19 protein-coding genes are annotated in these 18,640 nt (G+C 70.5%); 17 read left to right on the top strand and 2 right to left on the bottom strand.

Annotated elements, in window-relative coordinates; all coding sequences use genetic code 11:
• Positions 1–13: 13 nt before the first annotated feature.
• The 7 genes from H4281_RS09040 (at position 14) to H4281_RS09010 (ending at position 7,167) form a co-directional block, all read left to right on the top strand.
• On the top strand, positions 14–1,069 hold the full coding sequence (locus H4281_RS09040; RefSeq protein WP_182890428.1) for a UDP-N-acetylmuramate dehydrogenase: 1,056 nt from the start codon (positions 14–16) through the stop codon (positions 1,067–1,069).
• Positions 1,070–1,244: 175 nt separating this feature from the next.
• On the top strand, positions 1,245–2,432 hold the full coding sequence (locus tag H4281_RS09035; RefSeq protein WP_182890427.1) for a L,D-transpeptidase: 1,188 nt from the start codon (positions 1,245–1,247) through the stop codon (positions 2,430–2,432).
• 28 nt (positions 2,433–2,460) lie between these two features.
• On the top strand, positions 2,461–3,282 hold the full coding sequence (locus tag H4281_RS09030) for an alpha/beta fold hydrolase (protein ID WP_182890426.1): 822 nt from the start codon (positions 2,461–2,463) through the stop codon (positions 3,280–3,282).
• Between the two features lie 13 nt (positions 3,283–3,295).
• Positions 3,296–4,594, top strand: coding sequence for a D-inositol-3-phosphate glycosyltransferase (gene mshA, locus H4281_RS09025; RefSeq protein WP_182890425.1), 1,299 nt, complete (start codon positions 3,296–3,298; stop codon positions 4,592–4,594).
• A complete protein-coding gene (locus tag H4281_RS09020) occupies positions 4,591–5,103 on the top strand; it encodes a type III secretion system chaperone family protein (RefSeq protein ID WP_009071931.1) in 513 nt (170 codons plus the stop codon). The genes mshA and H4281_RS09020 overlap by 4 nt, the downstream gene beginning before the upstream one ends.
• Positions 5,104–5,169: 66 nt before the next feature.
• Positions 5,170–5,997, top strand: a complete 828-nt coding sequence (locus tag H4281_RS09015) for a DUF4349 domain-containing protein (protein WP_182890424.1) — start codon at positions 5,170–5,172, stop codon at positions 5,995–5,997.
• Positions 5,998–6,417: 420 nt separating this feature from the next.
• The gene (locus H4281_RS09010) at positions 6,418–7,167 is read left to right on the top strand and encodes a phosphoglyceromutase (RefSeq protein ID WP_182890423.1); all 750 of its coding nucleotides are present in this window, start codon (positions 6,418–6,420) and stop codon (positions 7,165–7,167) included.
• 163 nt (positions 7,168–7,330) lie between these two features.
• Here H4281_RS09010 and H4281_RS09005 read toward each other — a convergent pair whose 3' ends face one another.
• Complete coding sequence (locus tag H4281_RS09005) at positions 7,331–8,236, bottom strand: hypothetical protein (protein ID WP_182890422.1); 906 nt, start codon at positions 8,234–8,236, stop codon at positions 7,331–7,333.
• On the bottom strand, positions 8,233–8,859 hold the full coding sequence (locus tag H4281_RS09000; RefSeq protein ID WP_182890421.1) for a response regulator transcription factor: 627 nt from the start codon (positions 8,857–8,859) through the stop codon (positions 8,233–8,235). Before H4281_RS09000 ends, H4281_RS09005 begins: the two co-directional genes overlap by 4 nt.
• A 75-nt stretch (positions 8,860–8,934) precedes the next feature.
• On the opposite strand from H4281_RS09000, the gene H4281_RS08995 reads away from it, so the two are divergent.
• The 10 genes from H4281_RS08995 to H4281_RS08950 all read left to right on the top strand — a co-directional run bounded on the left by H4281_RS08995 (position 8,935) and on the right by H4281_RS08950 (position 18,392).
• On the top strand, positions 8,935–9,813 hold the full coding sequence (locus H4281_RS08995) for an oxidoreductase (RefSeq protein WP_182890420.1): 879 nt from the start codon (positions 8,935–8,937) through the stop codon (positions 9,811–9,813).
• A gap of 150 nt (positions 9,814–9,963) precedes the next feature.
• Complete coding sequence (locus H4281_RS08990) at positions 9,964–11,202, top strand: sensor histidine kinase (protein WP_182890419.1); 1,239 nt, start codon at positions 9,964–9,966, stop codon at positions 11,200–11,202.
• Positions 11,199–11,888 (top strand): response regulator, encoded by a 690-nt coding sequence (locus H4281_RS08985; RefSeq protein ID WP_009071942.1) that lies wholly within the window; start codon positions 11,199–11,201, stop codon positions 11,886–11,888. Before H4281_RS08990 ends, H4281_RS08985 begins: the two co-directional genes overlap by 4 nt.
• 187 nt (positions 11,889–12,075) lie before the next feature.
• Positions 12,076–13,059 carry a Ppx/GppA family phosphatase gene (locus tag H4281_RS08980; RefSeq protein ID WP_182890418.1) on the top strand — a complete coding sequence of 328 codons (984 nt, stop codon included), beginning with the start codon at positions 12,076–12,078 and terminating at the stop codon, positions 13,057–13,059.
• 148 nt (positions 13,060–13,207) lie between these two features.
• Entirely contained in the window at positions 13,208–14,929 is a 1,722-nt protein-coding gene (locus H4281_RS45175) for an Rv0497 family membrane protein (protein WP_220506945.1), read from the top strand.
• A 34-nt stretch (positions 14,930–14,963) separates the two neighbouring features.
• Positions 14,964–15,767 (top strand): sugar phosphate isomerase/epimerase family protein, encoded by an 804-nt coding sequence (locus tag H4281_RS08970; protein ID WP_182890417.1) that lies wholly within the window; start codon positions 14,964–14,966, stop codon positions 15,765–15,767.
• 161 nt (positions 15,768–15,928) lie between these two features.
• Positions 15,929–16,759 carry a thioesterase family protein gene (locus tag H4281_RS08965; RefSeq protein WP_182890416.1) on the top strand — a complete coding sequence of 277 codons (831 nt, stop codon included), beginning with the start codon at positions 15,929–15,931 and terminating at the stop codon, positions 16,757–16,759.
• Between the two features lie 23 nt (positions 16,760–16,782).
• Positions 16,783–17,595 carry a pyrroline-5-carboxylate reductase gene (gene proC, locus H4281_RS08960; RefSeq protein WP_182890415.1) on the top strand — a complete coding sequence of 271 codons (813 nt, stop codon included), beginning with the start codon at positions 16,783–16,785 and terminating at the stop codon, positions 17,593–17,595.
• Positions 17,596–17,931: 336 nt separating this feature from the next.
• A complete protein-coding gene (locus H4281_RS08955; RefSeq protein ID WP_033291067.1) occupies positions 17,932–18,147 on the top strand; it encodes a helix-turn-helix domain-containing protein in 216 nt (71 codons plus the stop codon).
• A gap of 143 nt (positions 18,148–18,290) precedes the next feature.
• Positions 18,291–18,392 carry a 30S ribosomal protein bS22 gene (locus tag H4281_RS08950; RefSeq protein ID WP_007030867.1) on the top strand — a complete coding sequence of 34 codons (102 nt, stop codon included), beginning with the start codon at positions 18,291–18,293 and terminating at the stop codon, positions 18,390–18,392.
• The last annotated feature ends 248 nt before the right edge of the window (positions 18,393–18,640 follow it).

Raw genomic sequence — 18,640 nt, 5'->3', positions numbered from 1 at the left:
ACCGTCAATAGCCGTGGACATCGCTGAAACGCCTGGTCCGGCGCGCCTCGCTGACTTCACCACCCTTCGTCTCGGAGGGCCGGTTCGCCGATTCGTCACCGCGACCACCGCGGCGGAACTCGTCGCTGCGGTGCGCGAGGCGGACGAAGCTGGTGAGCCAGTCCTGCTGCTCGGCGGCGGATCGAACCTCGTGGTCGGCGACGACGGCTTCGCGGGCACTCTCGTGCGGATCGCCAACACCGGCTGGACCCGCGACGGTGACATCGTCGAGGTGGCCGCCGGGCAGGAGTGGGACGCGTTCGTCTCCGCGCTGGTCGACAACGGTCTCGGCGGGCTTGAGTGTCTTTCCGGCATCCCGGGTTCGGTCGGGGCGACGCCGATCCAGAACGTGGGGGCCTACGGCGGCGAGGTGGCCGAGTCGATCGTCTCCGTCGAGTTGTACGACCGGGCCGCGAAGGAGGTGCGGACGGTCAAGGCTGACGAACTCGGCTTCGCTTACCGCACCAGCGTCCTCAAGGGCACCGACCGCGGCGTGGTGCTGAGCGTGCGGTTCCGGATCGACCCGAGCGGGCAGTCCGCGCCTGTCCGGTACGCCGAGTTGGCGCGCACGCTGGGTGTCGAAATCGATGCGAAAGTCCCCGCCGCGCAAGCCCGGGAAGCGGTGCTCGGGCTGCGGCGCGGCAAAGGCATGGTGCTCGATCCTGCCGATCACGACACGTGGAGTGCGGGCTCGTTCTTCACCAATCCGATCGTTCCCGAGGAAGAAGCGGCAGCGGTGCTGAGCCGGATCGCGGAGTCGACCGAGGGGAAGATCCCGCAGTACCCGGCCAAGGGCGGGGTGAAGCTGTCCGCCGCGTGGCTGATCGAGCGGGCTGGGTTCGGCAAGGGGTACCCCGGGCCGGGCGGCCGGGTTTCGCTGTCTGCCAAGCACACTCTCGCGCTGACCAACCGCGGCGGGGCCAGCACCGTGGACCTGCTCGCGCTGGCTCGCGAGGTCCGCGACGGCGTCGAAGCCCGGTTCGGTGTGCGGCTTCACCCGGAACCGCTGCTGATCAACTGTTCGTTGTGAGGTTCCCGGGGTAACCCGGGTGAGCCAATCGACAAGAAACCGGCAGCAACCGGGCACCGGGTGAAACGTCTTGCGGGATGGAGAGGAATTTCCGGTTCGCAGGTAACGTCGAATCGCTCACCGGCGCTGTTGTGCGTGGGAGAGGCCGGTGCGGGGGACAAGTGGAGGTAGGACCGTGATCGAGCGCCGTACGGTGTTCAAGGTCGTCGCCGCGGCGAGTGCGGCGGCGCTGGCCGCCGCGTGCTCGGGCGGCAGCAACGACGGCACCGCGGTGCCGCAGGGCGGAAGCGGCGACAACGGCGGCAAGCCGGTCGCCCCGGTGGCGAAGCTCACCGCGACCCCGGCAGTCGGAGCCAAGGACGCGAGCGTGCGCGAGCCGGTGGTGGTGAAGGTCACCGAAGGCAAGCTCACCGAGGTCAAGCTGACCAACGAGGGCGGCGACGAGATCAAGGGCGAGATCGCCCCCGACGGCCTGTCCTGGACCAGTTCCGAACCGCTCGGCTACGGCAAGACCTACAACTACGCGGCCAAGGCGACCGGCACCGACCAGCGGCCCGCCGAGCTCAAGGGGTCGTTCGCCACGGTCAGCCCCTCCAAGACGGTGCGCGCCACGCTGAACCCCGGCGACGACGCCGAGGTCGGGGTCGCGATGCCGATCAGCGTGAAGTTCAACGGGGCCGCCCCGAAGGACCGGGCCGCGGTCGAGAAGGCGCTCAAGGTCAAGACCAGCAAGGACGTCGAGGGCTCGTGGGCCTGGCTGTCGGCGAACCAGGTGGACTGGCGGCCCAAGGAGTACTGGCCGGCCAACACGACCGTCGAGGTCGAGGCGAACCTGTACGGCGTGGACCTCGGCGGGGGCGTCTACGTGAAATCGGACGTCAGCACCAAGTTCAAGATCGGCCGCAACCAGGTGGTCAAGATCCACACCCCGGACCATGTGATGAAGGTCTACCGCGGCGGTGCGGAGAGCGCGAGCTACCCGTGCTCCAACGGCCTGGACTCGGACGTCCAGCGCAACACTCCGAACGGCACCTTCATCATCATGTCGAAGGAGCCGCACGCGGTGTTCGACAACGCCCGCTACGGCTACACCAACGTCAACAAGAAGTGGGCCTGCCGGTTCTCCAACCACGGCGAGTTCATCCACGAGAACCAGGACAACGCGGCCGCGATCGGCAAGACGAACAACTCGCACGGCTGCGTCAACCTGCTCGAGGCGGACGCCAAGGCCTACTTCGACACGGCGATGATCGGCGACCCGGTCGAGGTCACCGGCTCGCGGCTGGGCAGCCCGACCAACTCCGACGTCAAGGACTGGTTCTACGACTGGTCGACCTGGAAGTCGCTCTCGGCCGTGAAGTGATCCACTGGCCGTCTGCTAACAAGTAGAAGTGAACACTGAGGTAACCGGGGCCGGCGGCGTGCGGATCGCACTGCGCGTCGAGGGCCGGGAGAACGCGCGTCCGATCGTCTTCGTGCACGGCTGGGCCCAGTCCGCCGCTGCCTGGTCCGCTCAGCTGGCCGACCCGGCGCTGCGCGAGCAGTTCCGGCTCGTCGCGATGGACCTGCGCGGGCACGGCGGCTCCGACGTCCCGTCGGACGGTTACGACGATCCCGCGCAGTGGGCCGGAGATCTCGCCGCGGTGCTCGACTTCGCCGGTCCGGACGCGATCGTTGTCGGCTGGTCCTACGGCGGGCTGGTGATCGCGGACTACCTGCGCGAGCACGGCACCGCACGGCTCGGCGGCATTGTGCTGGTTGGCGCGATCACCGAGATCGGCCGCAACCGCGAAGGCGGCGCGACCGGGCCGATCATGCGGGCCGCGCTGCCCGCGGCGCTCTCGGACGACGCTGAGGCGGCGATCCCCGCGCTGGTCGAGTTCACCCGTGCCCAGGCCAGCCCGAAGGTGCCCGGCGCGTACGCCCAGGCGATGCTCGGCAGCTCGCTTTCGGTGCCGCCCGCGGTGCGTGGCGCGCTGTTCCGGCGGGACATCGGCAGTGGTGAGGTGCTTGCCGCGGTCGACAAACCGACCCTCGTGGTGCACGGCTCGGCCGACGGGGTGGTGGATCCTTCGGCGGCAGAGTATTCGGCCGGGAAGATTCCGGGGGCGGTCCTGCGTTGGTTCGTTGAGGCCGGGCATCTGCCGTTCGTCGAGGAGCCGGAGGACTTCAACTCCGTGCTGCGGCGGTTCGCCGGGGACGCAGCCGAGTAGCAGGAGTGACCAGGTGACCCTCAAGGGATTCATCGCTGAGCCGCGCCGGATCGCGGTCTTGTCCGTGCACACCTCCCCGCTCGAGCAGCCGGGCACCGGCGACGCCGGCGGGATGAACGTGTACGTCAGCCAGACCGCGCAGGAGATGGCGCGGCGCGGAATCGAGGTCGAGGTCTTCACGAGGGCGACCTCGTCGGAGCAGCCGCCGCTGGCCGAACTGGCCCCCGGTGTCACGGTGCGGCACGTGCCGGCCGGGCCGTTCGAGCCGCTGGCGCGCGACGAGCTGCCCGCGCAGCTGTGCGCGTTCACCTCGGGCGTGCTGCGCGCGGAGGCATTTCACGAGCCGGGCTACTACGACTTGATCCATTCGCACTACTGGCTGTCCGGGCAGGTCGGCTGGCTCGCTCGCGACCGGTGGGGCGTGCCGCTCGTGCACACCGCGCACACGCTGGCCAAGGTCAAGAACGCGCTGCTCGCCGAGGGTGACAAACCCGAGCCGCGGACGCGTGTGATGGGCGAGGAACAGGTGGTCGCCGAGGCGGATTGCCTTGTCGCGAACACGCAGGTCGAGGCTCGGCAGCTGGTCGATCTCTACGGGGCCGCCACTCATGCGGTGCACGCGGTGCCGCCGGGTGTCGACCTCGAACGGTTCACACCCGGCTCGCAGCTGGACGCGCGTCGCGAGCTGAACCTGTCCCCGGACGCTGTTGTGCTCGCTTTCGCCGGACGGATTCAGCCGCTCAAGGCTCCGGACGTGCTGTTGCACGCGGCGGCGGAAATGCTGCGACGACGGCCGGAATTGGCGTCGCGGCTGGTGGTTCTGGTGGTCGGCGGACCGTCCGGCACCGGTCTGGAGCAGCCGCAGGCGTTGCGTGAACTGGCGGTGTCGCTGGGCATTGCCGAGCAGGTGCGGTTCCTGCCGCCGCAGACCGGATTGAAGCTGCGCACGGTGTTCCGCGCGGCCGACGTCGTCGCGGTGCCGAGCTACAACGAATCCTTCGGTTTGGTCGCGCTCGAAGCACAGGCGTGCGGGACGCCGGTGGTGGCGGCGGAGGTCGGCGGGCTGCCGGTCGCGGTGCCGCACGGGGTGTCCGGACTGCTGGTCCCGTCGCACGGCGCGGCGGAATGGGCCGACGCGCTCGCCGCGGTCGCGCTGCGGCCGCAGCGGCGGGCCGAACTCGCGGCCAACGCGGTGCGGCACGCGCAGCGGTTTTCCTGGCGGCGCACCACGGATTCCTTGCTCGACATCTATGCTCAAGCGACCAGAGCGTTCCGGCAGGCGCTGGAACTGCGGGCGGAGGTGGCAGTGTGAGCCTTGACGCGACTATCAAGTCCACTTTGGACTCAAGTGGGCTCAAGTACGACCGTCGCGGCGAAGGCCGTTATTTCGTGACGTTGCCGGGAACCAAGAAGCTGCAGACGAACTGCTGGCTCGTGGACGGCGACCACGCGTTCTCGGTGGAGGCGTTCGTCTGCCGCCGCCCGGACGAGCGGCACGAGGATGTGTACCGGTTCCTGTTGCAGCGCAACGCCCGGCTCTACGGCGTGCACTACACAGTGGACAGTCTCGGCGACATCTACCTGGTCGGCCGCTTCGGCAAGGAGACGGTGACCGAGTCCGAACTGGACAAGATCCTCGGCCAGGTGCTCGAGGCCGCCGACGGCGATTTCAACATCCTGCTGGAAATCGGGTTCGCCACGTCGATCAAGCGCGAATGGGACTGGCGCGTCTCGCGCGGCGAATCGCTGGCGAACCTCCAGGCGTTCAAACACCTCGCCGAACCCGCCGGAGGGCACGAACCGGGGTTGACCGAGTCGTAACCGATTCCGTGCAACGGCTTTCCCCCGTCGTTTCGTCTCACCGCCGACGACTGGAGGGAGACCGGAATGCGGACTCGATGGAGATGCGTGCTCGCGGGCGCCGCGCTGGTGCTGCTGGCCGGATGCAGCGGCGGCACCAGCGCGGACTCGGCGAGGTCGGCTGTCGCATCCGCGCCGCAGCAGGAGGGGGCTGCGCCCAAACAGGGCAACGCGCAGGCGTCAGTGCCCGCGCCCGGCGCGACCGATCGCAAGCTGGCGCGCAGCGCACGGCTGGAACTGACCACGCCGAAGACCGATGACGTCCTGTCCCGCGCCAAGGCGATCGCGACAGGTGCGGGCGGATATCCCGGCCAGGAGAGCGCGACGGACGATTCCGCGTCGCTGACCCTGGCGGTGCCCGCGGAGAAACTCGACGGCGTGCTCGACCAGCTCAGCGGCCTCGGCCAGGTGAAGCGGCGGGAGATCAGCGCGCAGGACGTCACCGCGCAGGTGGTCGACGTGGACGCGCGGCTGGCGACCCAGCGGGCGAGTGTCGACCGGATGCGCGCGCTGCTGGCGAAGGCGCAATCGGTGTCCGAAATCGCGTCCGTTGAGAGCGAGCTGACCAGCAGGCAGGCCACGCTGGAATCGCTGGAGCGGCAGCAGGCTTCGCTGGCCGGGCAGGTCGCGATGGCGACCGTGTCGCTGTCGGTGACGAAGCAGGAGGCTCCCGCGGCACCGGCGGGCGGCTTCTTTTCCGGGCTGTCCGGGGGATGGGACGCGTTCGTCGCGTTCTGCAACGGGCTGGTGCGGGTGCTGGGCGCGGCGCTGCCGTTCCTGATCGCGTTCGGGATTCCGGCGGGCGCGGTGTTCTGGTGGTTCCGGCGGCGGCACCGGGCCAAGCCCGCGGAGTGAGGGGCTGGCGGAACGGCTCGAGGGAGGGGGGAGTCGCGATCTCGAGCCGTCCCGCTGCAGGTCCCGCCTGCTGGACCCGGTGACGAGGGGGATGCCAACGGGGCCGGCGGGCCGCGGCTCGGCAGGGGGGAGACGAGCCGCGGTCACTGCCCGTGATCAGCCGGGAGTGCGTGGAATCCGGCTGAGCGGGACATGCCCAACCTGTCAGATGTCGACCAGTAATCACAAGACTACTGGTTACTCCGTTCGAGTGAAATTCACTCACGGGGATAACAGTGTGCAGCGCCTTGCACTCTTTGGCCTGCTTGTCGGCAACCCGGCTGCGTGCCGGGTGAAGGTGTTACTTCCGGGTAACGCACTCTGGGTAGAGGGGTGGACGCACTACTGGCAGCGCTCGCGCGCTCTGGCAGGCTGGTGCCCATGGCCGAACTTGGGACCCTGGTGCTGCTGCGGCACGGACAGAGCACGTGGAACGCGGAAAACCTGTTCACCGGCTGGGTGGACGTGCCCCTTTCGGAGACCGGCGAGCGCGAAGCCCGCCAGGGCGGGCAGCTGCTCGCCGAGGCGGGGCTGCTGCCGGACGTGGTGCACACGTCGCTGCTGCGCCGGGCGATCAGCACGGCGAACATCGCCCTCGACGCCGCCGACCGGCACTGGATCCCGGTCAAGCGCGACTGGCGGCTCAACGAGCGGCACTACGGCGCGCTGCAGGGCAAGAACAAGAAGCAGACGCTGGACGAGTTCGGCGAGGAGCAGTTCATGCTCTGGCGCCGCTCGTACGACACGCCGCCGCCGGCTATCGACCCGAAGGACGAGTTCAGCCAGGCGGGCGACGCGCGGTACGCCGACCTCGGCGACCAGGCCCCGCTGACGGAATGCCTGAAGGACGTCGTGGCCCGGCTGCTGCCGTACTGGGAGTCGGCGATCGTCCCCGACCTGCGGGCCGGCCGCACCGTGCTGGTCGCCGCGCACGGCAACTCGCTGCGCGCGCTGGTCAAGCACCTCGACGGGATCTCCGACGACGCCATCGCCGCGCTGAACATCCCGACCGGCATCCCGCTGCGCTACGACCTGACCGCGGACCTCAAGCCGGTCAAGGCGGGCGGCGAGTACCTCGACCCGGAGGCGGCGAAGGAAGCCGCCGCCGCGGTGGCGAACCAGGGCCGCTGAGGTCTCTGCCGCTTGTGTTTTCGTGAGGGGCGTCGCCGGTTCTCGCCGGCGATGCCCCTCACGCGCACGGCCGGGCAGGCCGCAGTCCGGCGGGGTCGGGCAGGGCTGCTTGCGCGGGTTGGGGGTCGTGAGTGTTCGTCGCGGTTCTAACCGCGATCGCCGCTCACGAGCCCTCGCTGGAAAACGCCTTGATTCCGGACACCTTCCACTCCGTGCCCTGCCGGACGAGGTCCAGGTGGACCGGCAGCCGGTTTTCCCCCGGGTTCTGGCCGCCGCTCGTCGTTACCAACGCCGACAGCACCGCCGCCGCCTTCGTCCCGTCCGGGCTGAGTTCGGTCAGCGCGGCGGTCGAATCCGCGCCGAAGGTCGCCTTCTTCCCGGTTTTGCGGATGCTGTCGATGGTCTCCTGCCGGGTCAGCCGGAACTGCGACGCCAGCGGTTCGGCGGCCACGTTTTCCCACTTCGCGTAGCCGCCGTCGATGTCCTTCGGATCGATGGTCATCAGGATCCCGCCGTCCCGGACAGCCGCGTCGACTGCGGCGTCGCGGGCCGCGGCGAGGCCGCCCGCGGGGCTCGGGGCGGCGGTGAGCTGGCCGCGCGGGTCGAAGTTCAGATCCTCCAGCTGCCAGTGCCCGTTCGCCTTGCCCGCGGTGACCAAAATCAGCGCGACGCTCTGGTTCTTGGCTCCGTCGGGGCGCTTGCTGTGCTGCGCGGCGACCACCAGCATCCGCGCGTGCTCCGGGGTCAGCTCGGCAAGACCGGTCTCGATGACCTGCGTCTGCGTGGTCACCGGCTCGGTGCGGACCTCGGCGAAGGTCTTGTCGAACTGCGCGCGAGCCCCGCCGGTCAGGTACTCCTGCTCGGTTTTCGCGACCTCGTCCGGTTTCGTGGAGTCGTAGCTGAACGCCGTCTCCACGGCCTTTTTGACGCCGGACACCGCGTCGCTGGTCGCCTTGGCGTCCACATAGGCCACATTCGCGGGAGCGGGAGCAGACGCGGGCGGCGCGGCTTGCTGGGACGCGGCGCATCCCGCGGTGAGCAAGGCCGCGGCGAGCACAGCGCGCCTCACAGCAGGCCCGCCTCCCTCGCGAGAGCACCCGCTTGGAACCGCGACGTCGCACCCAGAACATCCATCAATTCGGCCACCCGCCGACGGTACGTCCGCAGCCCGACGCCCATCGCCCGGGCCGCCTTCTCGTCCGTGGAACCGGAAGACAGCAGGTCCAGCAGCTGCGGCGTGTACTGCCGCAATTCGGCGAACCGCGTCTCGTACGCCTCCATCGCAGTCGACGAGCGCCAGGCGGCCTCGAACAGCGACGAGATGCCGCGCACCAGATCCGGTGCGGTCACGACGTTGTAGCCGGGACCGGCGGCGAGGATGGCGACGCGGCCGTCGAGCAGGATCGTCTCGTTGATCTCGTGGTCGCTGATCCGGACTTCCGCGCCGAGCTCGTGCAGCGTCCGCAAGTGCTCGGCGCCGGCCGGGTCGAGCATGACCCGCGCCAGGTAGACCTTGCGGACCCGGAGTTTCCGTTCCTTCGGCAGCTCCCTGGCGAATTTCTGCATCGCGGACCAGGTGTGCAAGTCGTTCGCGGCGCAGGCGAACTCGTCGGCTCCGGCGAGCAGGTGGCCGGCGCGTTCGACCAGTTCCCGCTCGTCGCGGATGTTCGCGATTTCCTCGGCTCGGGGCACGTCGTCCAGTGTTCCCGCGTTGGCAGCTTGCTGCCAAACCCGCCGCGGCGGCCGGTCGCGAAGCACGCTGGAGACATGACCGAAACGACACTTCCCGCCGCTGCCGCGGGCACCTGGCAGCTCGGCTCGCGCACCGTCAACCGGCTCGGCTTCGGTTCGATGCGGCTCGGCGGTTCGCTCGACCCGGCCGCGCCGATCGACGCCGACCGCGCGATCTCGGTGCTGCGTCGCGCTGTGGAACTGGGCGTGAACCACATCGACACCGCCGCGTTCTACTTCGGCACGACCTGGTCGGCCAACGCGTTGATCAAGGCCGCGCTCGCCCCGTACGGCGACGACCTCGTGCTGACCACCAAGGTCGGCCCGTCCCGCGACGAAACCGGCCAGTTCCGGCCGTTCGCCCGTCCCGACGAACTGCGCGGCCAGGTCGAGCAGAACCTGCGCGAACTCGGCCGCGACCACATCGACGTGGTCAACCTGCGCATCGGCACCGGTCTCGACCGCGGCACCGGCTCGCTCGCCGAGCACTTCGGCGCACTGGCCGAATTGCGCACCGAGGGGCTGATCGGCGAGCTCGGGATTTCCAACGTCAGCGCCGAACACCTCGCCGAGGCGCAGGCGATCGCGCCGGTGGTGTGCGTGCAAAACCAGTACGGCCTCTCCGCCCGCCGCGAGGACGACGAACTGCTGCGGCGGTGCGGCGAACAGGGCGTGGCGTTCGTGCCGTTCTTCGCGGTCGCGAGTGGACAGTCCGACGCGGGCGAGCGGGTCGCCGAGGTTGCGCGGCGGCACGAGGCGACGGACGCTCAAGTGCGGCTGGCGTGGACCCTCGCGCAGGGCCCGCACGTGCTGGCGATCCCCGGTACGAGTGACCCCGCACACCTGGAACAGAACGTCGCCGCGGCAGCGCTCAAACTGACCGACGAGGACCTCAAGACCCTTGAAATGCGCTGAAGGCCGAGCGCGTCGATTTGGCCGGAACATCTCGATCGGGTGAACGGGGCCTGACCCCGAGGCGAATATGTACCCCTCAGGTGTCACTCGCCTCACGACAGGGCTTCCAGGACTAGGCCGGAAGGCTACCGGGATGCTTACGATTCCCCCGTGACCACGCCTGTTGTCCTGCTGACGGCCATCGGCGCGCTTGTCGTCGGCGCGGTCGCCGGTTTCCTCGCGGCCAGGGCGCGCGCCCGGCGCGAGGCGGCCCGGCCTACCGGCCCCACCGTCGCGGAGCTGCTCGAACGGCTGATCCGCTCTTCCAACAACGGCGTCATCGTGCTCAACCGGTTCGGCGACCTCGTGCTGCACAACCCGCGGGCGTACGAGCTCGGCCTGGTTCGGGTGAACCAGGCCGATCCGCGGGCGCGCAAGGCCGCCGAGCAGGTGGTCGAGACCGACGAGCCGATGGAGGTCGACCTCTCGCCGCTGGAGAGCCGCGGCCGCCGCCAGCCCGAGGCGGTGCTCGGCGAGGTCCGGCCGCTCGGCGACGGGTTCACCGTCGTCGAGGCCGTCGACCACTCCGAGGCGATCCGGCTGGAGGCGGTCCGCCGCGATTTCGTCGCGAACGTCAGCCACGAGCTGAAGACCCCGGTCGGCGCGATCGCGCTGCTCACCGAGGCCGTGCTGGACGCCGCCGAGGACGTCGAGGAGGTCCGCCGCTTCGGCGGCAAGATCCTGCGCGAGTCCACCCGGCTCGGCCAGCTCGTCACCGAACTCATCGCGCTGTCCCGCCTCCAGGGCGCCGAACGGCTGCCGGACCTCAACGTGGTCGAGGTCGACGCCGTCGTGCGCGAGGCGCTCGGGCGCACCACGCTGTCCGCGGAATCCGCCGACATCACCATCACCACCGACACGGCGAGCGGCCTGCTCATCGAGGGCGACCGGACGCTGCTGGTCACCGCGCTGTCGAACCTGCTGGAGAACGCCGTCGCGTACTCGTCGGCGGGCAGCCCGGTGTCGATCTCGCGCAGGCTCGCCGACGGCATGGTCGAGATCGCGGTGACCGACCGCGGCATCGGCATCGCCGAGGACGAGCAGCAGCGCGTGTTCGAGCGCTTCTACCGCGCGGACAAGGCGCGTTCGCGCGCCACCGGCGGCACCGGGCTCGGACTGGCGATCGTGAAACACGTCGCGGCCAACCACGGCGGTTCGGTCGGCCTGTGGAGCCGTCCCGGCACCGGGTCGACGTTCACCCTGCGCATCCCCGCGCACGTGCGCACCGAACCCGCCGACACCGCACGCAAGGCCGCGCCCGCGCGGCCGGACAAGACCCCCGAGCGGACACCCCGGCTCGTGGCAACCGGGCAGGAAGTCTCCAGCCCAGACCATGGAGGAAACCTGTGACGAGGGTTCTCATAGTCGAGGACGAAGAGTCCTTCGCCGACCCGCTCGCCTTCTTGCTGCGCAAGGAGGGCTTCACCGCGGCTGTCGCGGTGACTGGCCAGCAGGCGCTTGAAGAGTTCGACCGCAACGGCGCCGACATCGTGCTGCTCGACCTGATGCTGCCCGGGATGAGCGGCACCGACGTCTGCAAGCAGCTCCGGCAGCGCTCCGCGGTGCCGGTGATCATGGTGACTGCGCGCGACAGCGAGATCGACAAGGTCGTCGGGCTGGAACTCGGCGCCGACGACTACGTGACCAAGCCGTACTCCGCGCGCGAGCTGATCGCGCGGGTGCGCGCGGTGCTGCGCCGCGGCGGCGAGCCGGGCAGCGACGGCGAACTCGCGCCGCTGGTGCTGTCGGCCGGTCCGGTGCGGATGGACGTCGAACGGCACGTGGTCACTGTGGACGGCGGCGAGGTTTCGTTGCCGCTCAAGGAGTTCGACCTGCTGGAGTACCTGCTGCGCAACGTCGGCCGGGTGCTCACCCGCGGCCAGCTGATCGACCGGGTGTGGGGCGCGGACTACGTCGGCGACACCAAGACGCTCGACGTCCACGTGAAGCGGCTCCGCTCGAAGATCGAGCCGGACCCGGGTTCGCCGCGGCACCTGGTGACCGTGCGCGGGCTCGGCTACAAGTTCGAGACCTGAGCCGCCCTTTCGCTCCGTCCGTGAAGGACTCCTTGCGGGAATCTGATTCCCGCAAGGAGTCCTTCACGGCTTTTGTCCGGGTTTCAGCGCACACCGTGCCGGTTCGCGCACGCTGAGTTGGTGTCGATCCGAGTGGAGTTGGTTACAGTTTCGAGACCTGGCACTGGGACCGGTACGCTGAATCCTCGTGCGCCTAGGGGTACTCGACGTCGGTTCCAACACCGTCCACTTGCTCGTGGTCGACGCCCACCGTGGCGCCCACCCGACCCCGATGCACTCCGAGAAAACGATGCTGCGGCTGGCCGAACAGCTCACCGGCTCCGGCGAATTGAGCCGTCCCGGCGAGGACGGCCTGGTCCGGGCGGTCGAATCGGCCAAGGCCGCGGCCGCGCGGCTCGGCTGCGAGGACGTGCTGGCGTTCGCGACGTCCGCGGTCCGCGAGGCGAAGAATTCGGCGAAGGTGCTGGCCAGGGTGGGCGCCGAGACCGGCGTCAACCTGCGTGTGCTCTCCGGCGAGGACGAGGCGCGGCTCACCTTCCTCGCGGTGCGCCGGTGGTACGGCTGGTCGGCCGGGAAACTGCTGGTGCTGGACATCGGCGGCGGTTCGTTCGAGGTCGCGATGGGCCGCGACGAGGAGCCCGAACTGGCGGAGTCGCTTCCGCTGGGAGCCGGGCGGACCACCCGCACCCGTTTCCGCCACGACCCGCCCACGCGCTCCGAGGTCGTCGCGACGTCGGCCTGGCTCGAGGACCAGCTCGCCGGGCTCGCGAAGAAGGTCGCCGGACAGGGTCTTCCGGACCGGGTCGTGGCGACTTCCAAGACGTTCCGCTCGCTCGCCCGGCTGACCGGGGCGGCCCCCTCGGCGGCGGGCCCCCGCGTGCGCCGTACGCTCACCGACACTGCCCTTCGCCAGCTCATCGCCTTCATTTCGCGGATGACCGCCGCGGATCTGGCCCAGCTGGAAGGCGTCAGCGGGAGCCGGTCGCATCAGCTCGTGGCAGGCGCGCTGGTGGCGCAGGCCGCGATGCGGGCGCTCTCCCTCACCGAGTTGGAGATTTGCCCCTGGGCGCTGCGAGAGGGCGTCATCCTGCGGCGGTTGGACCACGCCAACGGCGCGGACGAAACTGGGACCGCGATCGCCGGCGTTTCGGCGAGCGGGGAGGACCGGTGACAGCAGCGGACTGGACTTGGCCGACGAAGACCAGGCACGGTGAAGAGGTGACGGACATGCACTGCACGGTGTCGATTGCGCGCGGCTCCGGAGGCAGGTGTGCCCGAGTGACCACAACCAACCCCGAGCGCGCTTTGGACAGCACGGTATGACGGACCAGACCGGCGGCGACCAGCCCCAGAAGACCGTGGCCGAACTGCTCGCCCAGCACGGGCAGCAGGTCGACGGCGGACGGCGACGCAGGCGCAGGGCGGCCGATGACGAGGACGAGGCCGCCCCGCGGCGCTCGGGCCTCACCGACACCGGACCGCAGGCGATCATCGACCGGGTGGCGTCCGAGGGCGGCACCCCGCCGCCTCCTTCGCGTCCCCCCGGCGGCCGCCGCCGTCCGGACGCGGCCCCGCGGCCCGGCCCGCCCGCGCCTCAGGAATCGGGCCAGTACCCGCGTCCTGGGCAGCAGCCTTCGGGGCAGTACCCCGCGCCGCAGGAATCCGGGCCGCCGCCGAGGAACGGCCAGCCCTCCGGGCAGTACCCGGCTCCGCAGCCGAATGGCCAGCAGGACTCGGCTTACGTGCGTCCCCCGGCTCCGCCGCAGGAGTCCGGGCAGTACCCGCGGCCCGCCAACGGCCAGCAGGATTCGGCCTACGTGCGCCCGCCCGCGCCGCCGCAGGAGTCGGGCCAGTTCGCCCGTCCCGCGCCGCCCGCGGCCGGTCCGCAGGGCACTGGCTACCTGCGTCCCGCCGCGCCGCAGGACTCCGGTTACGTCCGCCCGCCCGCGCCGCCGCAGGAATCCGGGCAGATGCCGGTTCCGCCGCGCGGCCGTCCGCCGCGTCCGCAGGCCGCCGACGAGGAGACCCGCGGCGCGGTGCCGCCGGTCCGCCGTCGCCCGGCCCCGCAAGCTCCGCCGCCTCCGCCGCAGGACGGCGGCTTGGCCGCCCGCCTCGACGGTCTCGACGGCGACACCCCGGAACCGCCCGCGACCCCGATGGCGAGCGGCGCGTTCCCGGCCTCCGCGGCGCCCAATCGGCCGCGGCGTGCCCCGGCCCGCCGTCCGGTGCCGAAGCAGGAGCCGCACACCGAGCAGTTCGACGCGATCGACGGCCCGCCCGCCGATGGCGTCGCCGAAGACGCGCCGCCCGCGGGTCTCGCCGGCTGGCGGCAGCGCCGTCAGGCGGAACAGCTGGAAGACACCGAGGTCGGCATGATGCCGGCCGTCCCGCCCGCTGGCGCGGAGCCGGAACCGGCCGAGGGGTACGCCGAGGACGACTACGTCGACGACGGCTACGAGGACGAGTACCCGCCCGCCGCCGCGGACTACGACGCGGGCCCGCCGACCGCGGGCTACCCGGCCCCGATGCCGTTCGCGCCGGGCGGCAAGGACTCGGTCGAGGACGACCTGGCCGAATACGAGCGCGAGTTCGCCGAGCCGTCCGGTTACCCCGAGGGCCAGCCGGATTTCGAGGGCGACGACGGCTACGGGTACGAGCAGGCCGAGGGCTACGAGCACGCCGAGGGTTACGCCGAAGGCGACGAGTACGACGACTACCCCGAGGAAGCCGTCGCCGAGGACGCTCCGGAGGCCGAAGCCGAACCGGAACCCGCGGTGTCCGCGGGCAAGCAGTGGCTGACGCTGGCCGGACAGCTCGCGCTGGGCGTCGTCGGCGGCGCCGCTGTGTGGCTGGGCTTCAACTGGCTGTGGGTCAACCTCGCGCCCGCCGCGCTCGTGGGCGCGCTGCTGGTGATCGTCGCGCTGGTCTGGATCGTGCGGAAGATCCGCCGCGCCGAGGACCTGCAGACGACCCTGCTGGCGATTCTCGTCGGGCTGGTGGTGACGGTGTCGCCCGCGGCGCTGTTGCTGGTGGCCAAGTAGCCCGCCGCCGAGGGCACTGGGGCAGGATGGGCGCGTGAGTGAGAGCGCGCCCGTCCCCGTGGGTCTGAGCACCGCCTCGGTGTGGCCGCTGCGCGCGGGCGCGGCCTTCGAGCTGGCCGCCGATCTCGGCTACGACGGCGTCGAGGTCATGGTCTGGGCGGATCCGATCAGCCAGGACGTCTCGGCGATCCGGCGCTGGTCGCGGCGCACCGGGATGCCGGTGCTGTCGATCCATTCGCCTTCGCTGCTGATCACGCAGCGGATCTGGTCGCCGGATCCGGAGGTGCGCCTGCGCCGCTCCGTGGACGCCGCGCTGGAACTCGGCGCGCGCACGGTCGTGGTGCATCCGCCGTTTCGCTGGCAGCGCCGGTACGGCGACGCGTTCGGCGATCTGGTGGACGAGCTGGAGGACGCCAGCGGCGTGGACGTCGCGGTGGAGAACATGTTCAAGGTCCGCCCGCCCGGCGGTTCCCGCGACGCCCGGGTGTCGGCGTTCCGGCCGTCGATCGATCCCACGGACGTCGGATTCCGGCACTACACCTTGGATCTGTCGCATTCGGCCGCGGCGCGGATGGACGCGCTGGCGCTCGCGGACCGGATGGGGGCGGGGTTGAGCCACGTCCATTTGGCGGACGGGACAGGGATCCCGAAGGACGAGCACCTGATCCCCGGGCATGGCGGGCAGCCGTGTGCCGAGTTGCTGGAGAAGCTGGTCAGTGACGGCTTCTCCGGCCAGGTAGTGCTGGAAGTCAACACCCGGCACGCCACCGGAGCGGCGTCGCGGGCCCGGGCGCTGGCCGAAGCACTGCTGTTCGCCCGGTTGCATCTGGGGCAATGATCCGCGGGTGATCTTGCTCGGCTGTCCGGGCGGTCCCTGCCCGGCTCGGCTCGCAAAGGCGGCCGCGCACCGTAAAGTGCGGGCGTGACCTCGTTGCCATCGCCGTCTCCAGATTTCGCCGGACCCGGTTCCACGCGCCGTATCGCCGTGGCCGGTCGTCCGTGAGCGCGGCCGACGACACCGCGACCGCCTTCGACGGGGCCACCTCAGTGCGGTCGCTCGGGGACGGCACGTTCACCGCGACGTTGCGTGCGGAATGGTCGATCGGGGCTCATCCGCACGGCGGGTTTCTGGTGGCGTTGCTGGCGAAAACCGCCGCCGCCGCGTTGCACGAGCGCGGGGACGCGACTGTCGATCCGCTCGCGGTGAGCACCGAATTCCTGCACGCGCCCGCACTCGGCCCGGTGCTGCTGCGCGCGGACGTGCGCAAGGTCGGCCGCCGGGTTTCGGTGGTCGCGGTGTCGCTCGAACAGCGCGGCCGCGCTTGCGTCGAGGCGAGGGTCACGGTCGGCCGGTTGCCGATGCGCCGTTCCGAATGGACGGACCTGCCGCAGATGCCCGCCGAACCGCCGTCGAGCGCGCCGCAGCTCGGCAAGGACACCCCGGAGGGCCCGTTCCACCTGTCTGCCGCCTGCGACGTGCGCCTCGATCCGGCGACCGCGGGATTCCTGTCCGGACGTACCGGCGACCCGCCCCGGCTGCGGATGTGGGCGCGTCCGCGCACCGGCCAGCCCGACGTGTACTTCGCTCTGCTGGCAGGCGACCTCAACCCGCCGGTGGTGGCGAACCTGGGCAGGCACGGCTGGGCCCCGACCGTGCAGATGACCTCGCTGCTGCGCACCCGTCCGGCCCCCGGCTGGCTGCGGATCCTCGTCGAATCGCGTTCGGTGCACGAGCCGTGGTTCGACTCGGACGCGACCGTCGTGGACGCGCAGGGCAGGCTCGTCGCGCAGGTGCGGCAGCTGGCGCTCGCCCCGGCACCGGGCGGCTGAGCCGCGTTTGGCACGCTGGCCGCATGAGTGTGATCGCGGTGCTGGGTGCGGGAAAGATCGGCGAAGCCCTGCTGTCGGGCCTGCTCAACGGCGGCCACGAGCCAGGCGACCTGCTCTTCACCGAGCGGTACGAGGAGCGGGCGCGTGAGCTGGAGACGCGCTACCCGGGCATGAAAGCGGCGACCGTCGCGGACGCGGCCCGGCGCGCGGACATTCTCGTGGTCGCGGTGAAGCCACAGGACATCGAGCCGGTGCTGGACGAACTGGCCCCGCTGCTCGGGACGGCGTCGCTGGTCGTCTCGCTGTGCGCGGGACTGCCGACCGCGCTGTACGAACGCCGGCTCGCTGCGGGAGTGCCGGTGGTCCGCGTGATGCCGAACACCCCGATGCTGGTCGGCGAGGCGATGAGCGCGATCTCACCCGGCAAGCACGCGACGCCTGAGCACGTCGCAACGGTCAAGGACCTGCTGTCGCACGTCGGCCAGGTCGTCGAGGTGCCGGAGCGGCAGCAGGACGCGGTCACCGCACTGTCCGGATCCGGTCCGGCGTACTTCTTCTACCTGGTCGAGGCCATGATCGACGCGGGCATCCTGCTCGGCCTGCCGCGCGCGCTGGCCGGACAGCTGATCATCCAGTCGGCGGTCGGCGCGGCGAAAATGCTGGCCGAGGGCCAGGACCACCCGGTGCTGCTGCGCGAGGCGGTGACGTCCCCGGCCGGGACCACCATCAACGCGATCCGGGAGCTGGAGAAGCACGGGGTGCGTGCGGCTCTGCTCGATGCGATCGAGGCTGCCCGTGATCGTTCGGAGGAGCTGGGGCGGGCGCACGAGAGCTGATCGCTCTCCTGGGGCGTGGTTCGCTTTGTCGGACCGAGGTGTCGTGCTCGTCTCGGGGCGGGCGGCGGTGCTTCGCCGCGGTGACCGAGAGGCGGTCCGGCAGGGCCGCTGGTCCGTTCAGTGTCGTCGATGGCGTAGCGGCACGCTCCGGCTATTCGGGCAAACCGGACACTGCTGCGCCGTCCGGGCTACGCGAAGCCGCTGGTGAGGGCCCATCCTGGTGACAGGCGTCGCACGAGTCCCACCTGTCCCGCTACCCTCGGAAGAGCACGTGCGTGTCGATACCACAGGTGGGGAAGCCTCGTGGCGCGACACGTGTCGAAGGACGCGGTAAACATGTCGCCGAACAAGAGGGAGGATTTGCCCGCGGTAGGGCAGGTCCAGTTTTTGACAGTCGCCGAAGTGGCCACGCTGATGCGGGTCTCGAAGATGACCGTGTACCGCCTGGTGCATTCGGGCGAACTTCCCGCGGTCAGAGTCGGGAAGTCCTTCCGGGTGCCGGAAAAAGCGGTGCACGAGTATCTGCAGGGCGCGTACTTCGACGTGGGCTGATCCGACGGCGGGCATGCGTCAGACCATGCCCGCCGACCGGTCCGCGCCGGGACGCTAGTAACCTGGTAAACCGCTCGTGCCTGTGCGCTCCACCCGTTGGACGCTGCGCCGGGCAGCGTGACCGACGACCAAGAGGAGCGCCCATGGGTTCCGTGATCAAGAAGCGCCGCAAGCGCATGTCGAAGAAGAAGCACCGCAAGCTGCTGCGCCGTACGCGCGTGCAGCGGCGCAAGGCCGGCAAGTAAGCCGTCCGCGCGGTTGAGGTTTCGTGGCCCGTCCAGTCTCTGGACGGGCCACACTCATGTTCGGACTCTCCTACGCCCGATCGAGTGAGGCGCGTATCGCAATCCGGACGTCGTTGTTAAAACCAGGTAAGCCCTGGTCAGAAGGGCGTCCGGGGCCGGTAACATGGCAGGCGCATCAGCGCGATGCTTCCAGCGAGTGCAGGTTCGCGCACCCCGAGTGATCACTCCGTCTTGCACACTGCTGCCGA

This window comes from Amycolatopsis dendrobii (assembly GCF_014145675.1).
Lineage (GTDB): Bacteria > Actinomycetota > Actinomycetes > Mycobacteriales > Pseudonocardiaceae > Amycolatopsis > Amycolatopsis dendrobii.
Note: the sequence above shows the minus strand (reverse complement) of the source record. Positions and strands in the feature narration are given on the sequence as shown.